The organism is Bellilinea sp. (genome assembly GCF_034432615.1).
Taxonomy (GTDB): Bacteria; Chloroflexota; Anaerolineae; order Anaerolineales; family Anaerolineaceae; genus Bellilinea.
On the sequence record NZ_DAOUBL010000173.1, the window covers coordinates 1 to 9,130 of the forward strand.

Genomic DNA, 9,130 nt, shown 5'->3' on the forward strand with positions numbered 1-9,130 from the left:
GAGAAAATGACCCTGCCCGTCATCCTTGACAATCGAAAAATGCAGATGAACCCCCACCGGCGCGCCGGGCGTACCGGAGTAATTGCCCTGAAAACCCAAAAATGTCCCCCGCCGCACAAACACTTCACTGCTGCCGGGTGGGAATTCCGGCGCGATCAGGGAATTGCCCTGTTCATCCGCCAGATGGGTGTAATACGTCCAGATTTGCTGCCCCGGCTGGAGCGGGTCCTGCGGGATGCGGATGATGAGGCTGGATTTCCAGTCCGGCAGGCGGCTCAGGTAGCCGTCGTAGGCAGCATAAACGGGGGTTTGACCGGGCGGCGTGCCGCCGAATATATCCAGGCCGGTATGGCGGTGACCGGGACGAAACGAATCATCCCACAAAAACCCGATGTAGCCTTCGGTAGGGAAGGCAAACGGCGCGCCTTCGCAGCGGGTGTTGGCGCTGACTTTCCAATCGCCATAAGCCTGGGGGTTGCGGATGAACTGCACCACCCGGGTGGTGCGGCTGGCCGTACGGCGCGGGTTCAAGAACCAGAAATAACCCGCCACCAGCCCGGCGATCACCGCCCCGCCCAGTAAAAGGGGAAAGATGCGCTTCATTCCGGCTGAATCAACCGCCCCTGCATGGACCAGGGGCCTGTCCAGGTAATTTCCACCGGCCGAATTTGACCGCGCAGGTCGGCGCTGCTTTCGACAAAGACCAGTTTGTTGGTGGGGGTACGTCCCTTCCAGCGCCCGCGCACCGGTTCTTCAAAGAGGACTGCCACCGTCTTGCCGAGGTAGGCGGCGTGAATTTCGGCGGCAATGCTTTCCTGCAACTCTTCCAGAAGGCGGAAGCGCCGCCACTTTTCCTCATCCGGCACATCATCGGTCATACGGCGCGCCGAAACGGTGCCTTCACGCGGCGAGTAGCGCGCCAGATGAGCCACATCCAGTTTCAAGTCCGCCAGCAGATCGTAGGTGTGCTGAAACTGGGCTTCGCTTTCGCCGGGGAAACCGACGATCACATCGGTGGCAATCGAAACGCCGGGAATGCGGGCGCGGATTTTCTCCACCAGCCGGCGGTACTGTTCGGCAGTGTAGCCGCGGCGCATGTTGGCAAGCACCTCGTCATCACCGGCCTGCACCGGTACTTCAATGTGCGGCATGACCTTGGGCAGTTCGGCAACCGCATCCAGCAGGTCATCGGTCATCCAGTTGGGGTGAGAAGTCAGGAAGCGGATGCGTTCCAGCCCCTCGATTTGATTCAGCCGGCGCAGCAAACCGCTCAGGGTGGGATAGTCGGGGTTGTCGTTGCCGTAACGGTCCACAATCTGCCCGAGCAGTGTGATTTCTTTGACGCCCTGCGCCACCAGCGCACGGGCTTCGTTGAGAATTTCCTGGGGTGGACGGCTTTTTTCCACCCCGCGGCGATAGGGGATGATGCAGAAGGTGCAGGCGTGCGAGCAGCCGTACACCACCGGGATGAAGGCCGAAACCAGATTGCCGCGCTCCCCGGCGGGCAGGGTCAGGTCTTCATCTTGCAGGGCGTAACGCAGGGCAACCTCAGCCTGCTCCAGATCGCGCCCGTCGCGGCGCAGGAGGTACTCCACCAGCGGGCGCGGGTCGGAAGGCGGCGAGAAAACATCCACATACGGGAAGCGCTCGGCCACCCGCGGGTTGCCCTTAACCCCCACCAGACAACCCATCAGGTTAATCACCAGATCGGGGCGCTGCTTTTTGATGGGACGCAGCGAACTGAGCCGTCCGTAGGCTTTATCCTCAGCCGACTGGCGCACCACGCAGGTATTCAACACGATGACATCCGCCTCCTCGGCGCGCGGCGCGCTGGCATAACCGAGGTGTTCCAGCGCCGAAGCCACCCGCTGCGAGTCGGCCACATTCATCTGACATCCTTCCGTCCAGATGTAGTATTTCATGCGCCAAATTATATCAGGGTTTTGAGAGGGAATTAAGGCTGTTTTTGTCTGATTATCATTTGGGGAAGAACTTTTACGAACCATCCAAAACAAATGGGGTTGAAGATTGTACAATCATTAGACAAGCGAACTTGTATAAACAATAATAAATTGCAGTGTAAAACAAATCTTTTTTATTATCGGTAAAGGAGATGAACCCATGAACCTCGAAAACATGCTTACCTACACCCCCATTCAATGGCAGCTGGTTGCCCACATTCTCATTCTGGGATTTGCGTCCATGGCAGCCGGTTTTGTCTATTTTCTTACCACCATGCGCGATGTTGCTCCCCGCTATCGGATTTCTTCCGTGTTGGGTGCAATTGTCATGGTGTCCGCCTTCCTGCTGCTCTATGCCCAGTGGCAAGCCTGGCAAACCACCTTTGCTTTTCAAAATGGGGAGTTTGTGCGCAGCGAAGGCATCTTCTCCAACGGCTTTCGCTACCTCAACTGGCTGATTGATGTCCCCATGCTGCTGCTGCAGCTGGTGGTCATCCTCGGCCTGGGAGCGGCTGCCAGCCGCCGGCTTGGCACCATCTTCGTCGGATCGGGGGTGGCGATGATCATCCTCGGCTACATTGGGCAATTTTACGAAGTGACCAACCTGACCGCCCTGTGGGTATGGGGAGGAATCAGCACCGTCTTCTACATCATTCTCCTGTACTATGTATGGGTGGAAATTGGCAAAGCGGTCGAACGAATGCCAGCGCCAGCCGCAGCCACCATGAAAAGTATCCGCTGGTTGTTCTTGATTGCCTGGACAATTTACCCGATTGCCTACATCATGCCCGCCATCCTGCCCACTGCCGATGGGGTCGTCCTGCGGCAAGCCATCTACACCGTGGCGGACATCACCTCGAAGGTAATTTACGGGGTGCTGGTCACCAAAGTTGCCGTGGATTTGAGCAAAGCCGAAGGCTGGACCAGTCTGTCATCTGAAACAGAACGGGAAATGGTCAGCGTCAATTGATTCTCTGTTAACCACAGTCAGCCCGCCTGATTTGAACAGGCGGGCTTTTTTTATTTTTGTGCTACACTGTATGGCTTTCTCAAAATTCCTTGACATCCCTGAAACTTTGTATCGAAACTCGAACCCCCACCCACCTCCCCCAATATCGCTTTGGCGATATTGGGGGAGGTGGGTGGGGGCAAAAGCGCTTGGTTGGACGCATCAATAAATTATTCCGAATAGACATCGGTCAGCACTGGCCGGCTGCTGTTTAACCATTTTCGACTTTGAGAAAGCCCCATGTAGACGTGAGCGGCGCTGCCGGGCAAGTGGGGATATAATGGATCAGATCAAAACCTGGCATGCAATGCCAATTACCCCCACCTGCACCTCCCCCAAAATCGCCCCTGGGATTTTGGGGGAGGCGGGAGGGGGAAGAAAATTTGAAAATTGATGTAAAAATGATTTATCCCGAATTGACGTTAATTACCTCACCTTAAACACACAGGAATTGTTATGCCGCCAGCCGAACGAACCCTGCGGGTCGAGGCCATCGTCCTGCGCCACAGCGATTGGGGCGAGGCCGACCGCTTGCTCAGCCTCTTCACCCGTGAAGAGGGCAAACTGCGCGCCATTGCCAAAGGCGTGCAGCGGCTGCGTTCGCGTAAAGCCGGGCATTTGGAGCCGTTTACGCGCGTCAAGTTGATGCTGGCTCACGGACGCGATTTGTGGATTGTTACCCAGGCCGAAACGGTGGCCGCTTACCTTGCCCTGCGCGAAGACCTGGAGCGGATTGCCCATGCCAGTTATGCGGTGGAGTTGCTCGACCGCTTCACTTATGAAGAAGGCGCAAACCGCCCCCTGTTCGACCTGCTCGCCATTACTTTGCAGCGCCTGAACGAAGGTCAACCGCCCTTTACACTGCTGCGTTACTACGAACTGCGCCTGCTCGATCTGCTCGGCTTCCGCCCGGAGTTGTTCCGTTGTGTGGGGTGCGGCGACGAGATTCAGCCACAGGACCAGTTCTTCTCTCCGCTGCTAGGCGGGGTGCTTTGCCCGCGCTGCGGCTCACAGGATGCCTCCGCCCGCCCCATTTCGGTCAATGCCCTGCGTTTTCTGCGCCATTTTCAACGCAGCACCTACGCCGAAGCCACCCGCGCGGTGATTCCCGTGCCGGTTCAGCAAGAAATGGAAACCCGCATGCAGGATTACCTGACTTATTACCTGGAGCGCGGACTGAATACACCCGCTTTTTTGCGCGCCGTGCGCCGGCGCAAAACCGATTAATCGTTCAGCGCGGCGGCGCGCTCGGCAAAACTGAGCGGACGGTTGTACTGCTGAAAACCCTGCACGGTGATGCGGCGCAGCAGCCACAGCGACACCATCAGACTGACCGCAAACAGAAAGAAGACAATCACGTACCCTGCCAGCGGGCTGCCGCTCAGCAGGCTGATCAGGTCGCGCAGCACGCCGCTGGAAAGCGTGCCAATCAGCCGCGAGAGGGCATTGGCAATGCCCCACGCCCCAATGTACAGTCCTACCCGTTCGGTGGTCATATCCAGCATCAAAGAGAGGTTGGAAACGGTTGCCAGACCGCTGCCCAGCCCCAGCAGCACCACCCCGCTGTAAAACACCGCGCTGATTTCCAGCAATCCGCTCAGCGCAATCATCAGGAAGGCTGCCGCGGCAACCCCGCCGCCAATTTGGGCAACCCGCCGCTTGCCCATGCGCCGCTCCAGCAGGCTGGCGCTGGCCAGCGTGATGAGCATGCAGGTGCCCCAAATCGAGGTGATGCGGGTGGTAGCCGCCACGGGCAGGTCAAACGCCTGGGCGGCAAACGGTTCCAGCAGCACATCCTGACCGAGAATGGCCGCCAGCAGCAGAATCAGGTAAAAGAAAAAACGGCGCGCCACCGGGTTGGCAAACACCACTTTGAGGGTGCTGGTCCAGCCGGTGCGTTCTTCATCCGGCACACTTTGGAGTGGTTTGGAATGGCGCGGTTCCAGTCCTGCCAGCCCAATCATTCCCAGCAGTAAGGCCGCCCCGGCAACCATCAAAAAAGCGGTTTGCAATTGCTCCGGTGAGTAATTCACCAGCAGGCGGCTGAGTGTGGCGGCCGTGAAGATGATGGCAATAATCATCAGCGTCATCATCACCGCTACTGTGCGGCTGCGTCCCCGTTCACCGGTCAGTTCCGAAGCCAGCGAAAAATAACTGACCGCTGCCAGATTGTAGCCCATGCCCCACGCAGTAAAGGTCAGCAGGGTAAAAACCAGCCCCAGCAGCGGATTTTCCGGCATGGTGAACACAGCAAACGGCGCAACCCCCAGCGCTGCCACGCACAAAAGCAACCCCAGCGCAATGTAGGGACTGCGCCGCCAGCCCAAAATGGGGTGACGGTCAGAGTATGACCCAATCATCACCTGAATGGGAGCAAACAGATACGGCAGGGAGGCCAGCAGGGAAACCAGCGCGGCAGAAAGTGCCAGTTCCTTGATCATCACCCGGTTGAGGGTGCTGTTGATGGGCACCAGTGTCATCGCCACGGCAACATGAATGAACGAGATTTGCAGGATTTTTCTCATCATAATCGCCATTGTAAGCCATGGCGATTAAAGGCGAATTAAAGAATGGCCTGTGTAAAACGGATGAATTTCAAATCATCCTTTCATTCTTCAAGGAAATGACCTTTATCACCCGCGGCACGGCAGAGCATTCATGGATTAACGTCCTGTTGAGCGAGCGCGGCAATCTGATTTTTGACCCCCACCCACCTCCCCCAATATCGCTTTCGTGATATTGGGGGAGGCGAAGGAGGGGGCAATTGATCAGAACGGGTGCGTGTCACTGCGCTGGGAGTGTCATTATTTTTTTGAATCGCTTTGGCGCTTTGGGGCTCAATTCCGAGCCTTCTACCTTTTTGACTTTTTCCCTTCCCATCCAATCGCTGCGGCGATTTTACAGGAAGAGGCGAAGGCCGGAATCACTCATATCGTTCCAAAAGGATTGGAAAGACCGCGTAGTCGTTGAGCGGTGGAGTGAGCTGCAGTTGATTGCTGCCAACACATTCATATAAAAAGGCTACTTCGCCCTTGGCTGCATCACCCAACAATGCCGCCTCCAGGTCGGTTCGCTCCCCAAAAACTTCCATCTGAAAAACAATGCCGCTGGTTTGCTGATTGTTGAAGATCACTTTATTGCCCTCAATTCGGTAAGAGGCAAAGCCCGTGCCGTCCAGAATAACGTCCATGGGGATTTCAGTCGTACCGACTTTGATGGAGGCAGACTGAGTGAACTCAATCGCTTCAAGCAAAATAGAACCGTCAAGGTTGAACTGATACCAGGCATTTCCGGCCATACCTTGATAGGTGATATTGGTACCTTCAAACGCGGTTTGAAAATAGGGCGCCATATCGGTAACAATCCAGCGTCCAATCAGGCAGGATTTGGCGACATCGGGTGTGTCCGTCAGCAGGGGGGTTGGAACGGCGGTTGGCAGAGGCGCTTCGGTGGGCACAGGCGTGGGTGGGAAGGTCGGAACGGCGGTAGGCGCAGCCGGTGAGGACACCTCCGGCAACGCTGGTGAATCGCCGCTTCCCGCACAGCCGGCCGCAGCCAGCAAGAAGATGCCCCCGAACAGGAGAAAGATTTGAAAGCGGTTGAATGGTTTCATGAAAAGTTCTTCCCGTATTATTGGATAAATTCACTGAAAATTATAAGAAATTATCGAGTCACTTTCAAGGTATTTTTTATCGTTGATATGGATTGATCCGTTGTAGATTTTTTCAGCCGTAACTTTTAGTCACAAACGACGACTATAAAGACATACAAAGCCCTATTACAGAGGTTTATCATGTCAAATTCTCACTCTCCACTGGAAATTTTCTCAATTCCAGTTGTGTTCATTTTAGGCGTGTTCGCGTTGATTCAATTCCTGCCGATTGGTAAAGATCAAACCAACCCGCCGGTAGTTGCCGAACCAAATTGGGACAACCCGCAAACCCGTGAAACTTTCCTGCGCGCCTGCGGCGATTGTCACAGCAATCAGACGGTTTGGCCGTGGTACAGCAAGATTGCGCCGGTTTCCTGGTTAATCAGCCGGGATGTCAACGAAGGGCGAAGAAAACTCAATGTATCGGAATGGGGAGTACGCAAAAACGATGCCGATGATGTCGTTGAGGTCGTACAAAATGGCGAAATGCCGCCCTGGTTTTATTTGCCCTTGCATCCCGAAGCACGCTTGAATGCAGACGAAAAACAGGCTTTCCTGCAGGGTCTGACAGCCACCTTTGGCATGGATGAGTCATTTGAAAAAGAGGATGATGATTAGAGGTTTTATTGTGGTGTGAGTGTGCATGTCAGATTAACTTAACGTCAATTCGGGATAAATCATTTTTAGATCAACTTTCGAATTTTTGTCCCCCTCCCCGCCTCCCCCAAAATCGCCCCAGCGATTTTGGGGGAGGTGCAGGTGGGGGTGGTTGGTATTGCCTGCAAGGTTTTGATCTTATCCCGAACTCACGTTAACTTATCCCCAATTGAATAAAGTTTAAAGAGATTCGTAGAGTCAGTAGGGGCTGGGGATATGTGGATAAAACATCTGTTTTTGCAATTTTGCCCGTACAGGTGGGGGGCAGGGCTGTCATATCCCCTGTATGCGGGGCTGATTTTTTCTGCCGATTGGGGAGAAATTCTGTGGATGAAAAGTGTATGAATACAAGGAAAAGCAGTGTTTCTCAGGGTATTTTTTATATCTGGCGCACTTCCTCCGACTACCCCCATATATAGGGGTCGCTGATCGAGCCGAGAGAGGGATAATTGGAGGATTTATCCCCAATTTTCCACATCAAAATCAACTTATCCACAGTTTTTCCACATTTATCCACAGATAACGTGGAAAAAACAAAAAAAGAACCGCAGGGCAGGATACCCACCTGTGGGGGTGTGTACGGCAGATTTTTACACACCGTACTGTTTTCCCCACAGGTCGAGCGTTTCCTCAACAGTATCCAGATAAGCATCCACGGCTTTCAAGCGTTCGGGCAGGGCTACGCTCGAAAGTCCCAGCCTGCCGCAGGCATTCTGCCAGCCGCTAAGAACGGCTGCGTCGTCCGGCTGAGCGCGGGCGGCGCGCGTCCAGGTGCGCAGCAGCAGCCACAACGCCGCCGCTGGTGAATCTTCGCCGAGCGCGAGGACGGCGCGCTCGTAATACGGCAGGCGGGTGGGGTCAAGGCGGGGAGATTTTTCCTCCCGATTACCAGCGGACTGCAGGGCAAGCCGCCAGTTTTCCAACAGGTTTTGAATCAATTCCAAACTGGCCGGGTCGTCCTGAATCAGGTCGGCCAGGCCGGCGGCCATGCCCGGCCGGCCGGCGGCTTGCGCCCTTTGGGAAAATTGAATTAAAAACCGACGTTCTGTCAGGGGTGTGCCGTACAGGACACTGACGGCGTTGGAGGCGTTTTCGAGTATATCCAGATACTGATGAATTTGTTGAGGGGTAGCCTGGGCCGGCTGAGATTGCAAATCCAGCCAGGATTGACGGGCCTGATCACTGAACAGACGGGCGCGCTGCAGCACATACTCCGGCAGATCGAACTGGGCGCCGGCGCTTGCCTGAGTAAATTCGAACCAGTGCCCAATATCGTGCAGGACAATCGGGTTGGCGCACAAGAAGGAGCCGATCCAGTTATCGGCACGCAGGCGGCGCGGCTGCTGAAAGACGCTCTGCGGCAGATGAGCAATGTCCAGATGAATTTCGTCGGTCAACCGCACAATTTCACGCGGGTAGGGCGGCAGCGTCGAATGGACAAAGATCAGGTCAATATCGGTGGTGCCGCCCAGCAGCGGTTCTTCGCCGAGCAGCGAGCCGGTCAGGTAAATGCAAACCAGACTGCGGTCGCGCCGCGCATAACGCTCGGCGCTTTCGCGGGCCGCTTTGTGCAGGGCTTCCAGAGTGATGCGCATTGGCTTACCTCCTCAGGGAAAAGGTCAATTCGAATGCCCCGATTCGGCTGGTGAATCCAGCGGTAATTCCGGCTGAAAGGGGGAAAGGCGCAATGCCTGCCGGATGCGGTTCTCGATCCATTCGAGGTCTTGTTCATTGCGCACAAAATCCAGCGGGTCGCTTTCGATGACCAGCACCGAAAAGCGCGGATTTGAAGAGAGGAAGAAATCATCATACGCCCGATTGAGTTCGGCAATGTAATCGCGTTCCATGTTG

At 55.5% G+C, this 9,130-nt stretch carries 9 protein-coding genes and 1 pseudogene; 4 read left to right on the plus strand and 6 right to left on the minus strand.

Annotated features, from left to right (window positions below):
- Nucleotides 1-603 (minus strand): M23 family metallopeptidase (locus VAE48_RS08095; protein WP_322792816.1); only part of this gene is annotated, 603 nt, incomplete at its 3' end.
- Nucleotides 600-1,922 carry a tRNA (N6-isopentenyl adenosine(37)-C2)-methylthiotransferase MiaB gene (miaB, locus tag VAE48_RS08100; RefSeq protein ID WP_322792817.1) on the minus strand — a complete coding sequence of 441 codons (1,323 nt, stop codon included), beginning with the start codon at nt 1,920-1,922 and terminating at the stop codon, nt 600-602. The genes VAE48_RS08095 and miaB, both read right to left, overlap by 4 nt.
- A 199-nt stretch (nt 1,923-2,121) precedes the next feature.
- On the opposite strand from miaB, the gene VAE48_RS08105 reads away from it, so the two are divergent.
- The gene (locus tag VAE48_RS08105) at nt 2,122-2,931 is read left to right on the plus strand and encodes a bacteriorhodopsin (RefSeq protein WP_322792818.1); all 810 of its coding nucleotides are present in this window, start codon (nt 2,122-2,124) and stop codon (nt 2,929-2,931) included.
- A 495-nt stretch (nt 2,932-3,426) separates the two neighbouring features.
- Nucleotides 3,427-4,197: a DNA repair protein RecO gene (recO, locus tag VAE48_RS08110; protein WP_322792819.1), complete on the plus strand. Its 771-nt coding sequence runs from the start codon at nt 3,427-3,429 to the stop codon at nt 4,195-4,197.
- Here the strand turns inward: recO and VAE48_RS08115 are convergent.
- Nucleotides 4,194-5,498: a BCD family MFS transporter gene (locus VAE48_RS08115; RefSeq protein WP_322792820.1), complete on the minus strand. Its 1,305-nt coding sequence runs from the start codon at nt 5,496-5,498 to the stop codon at nt 4,194-4,196. The genes recO and VAE48_RS08115 overlap by 4 nt on opposite strands.
- A 17-nt stretch (nt 5,499-5,515) precedes the next feature.
- Between VAE48_RS08115 and VAE48_RS08120 the strand changes: the two genes are divergently transcribed.
- Nucleotides 5,516-5,707, plus strand: coding sequence for a hypothetical protein (locus VAE48_RS08120; RefSeq protein ID WP_322792821.1), 192 nt, complete (start codon nt 5,516-5,518; stop codon nt 5,705-5,707).
- A 186-nt stretch (nt 5,708-5,893) separates the two neighbouring features.
- On the opposite strand, the gene VAE48_RS08125 is transcribed toward VAE48_RS08120, so the two are convergent.
- Entirely contained in the window at nt 5,894-6,583 is a 690-nt protein-coding gene (locus VAE48_RS08125) for a hypothetical protein (RefSeq protein ID WP_322792822.1), read from the minus strand.
- Nucleotides 6,584-6,763: 180 nt separating this feature from the next.
- On the opposite strand from VAE48_RS08125, the gene VAE48_RS08130 reads away from it, so the two are divergent.
- A complete protein-coding gene (locus VAE48_RS08130; RefSeq protein WP_322792823.1) occupies nt 6,764-7,240 on the plus strand; it encodes a heme-binding domain-containing protein in 477 nt (158 codons plus the stop codon).
- A gap of 629 nt (nt 7,241-7,869) precedes the next feature.
- On the opposite strand, the gene VAE48_RS08135 is transcribed toward VAE48_RS08130, so the two are convergent.
- Both VAE48_RS08135 and VAE48_RS08140 read right to left on the minus strand, forming a co-directional pair.
- Nucleotides 7,870-8,874, minus strand: coding sequence for a hypothetical protein (locus VAE48_RS08135; protein WP_322792824.1), 1,005 nt, complete (start codon nt 8,872-8,874; stop codon nt 7,870-7,872).
- 24 nt (nt 8,875-8,898) lie between these two features.
- Nucleotides 8,899-9,130, minus strand: a pseudogene (locus VAE48_RS08140) (hypothetical protein); the annotation flags it as partial.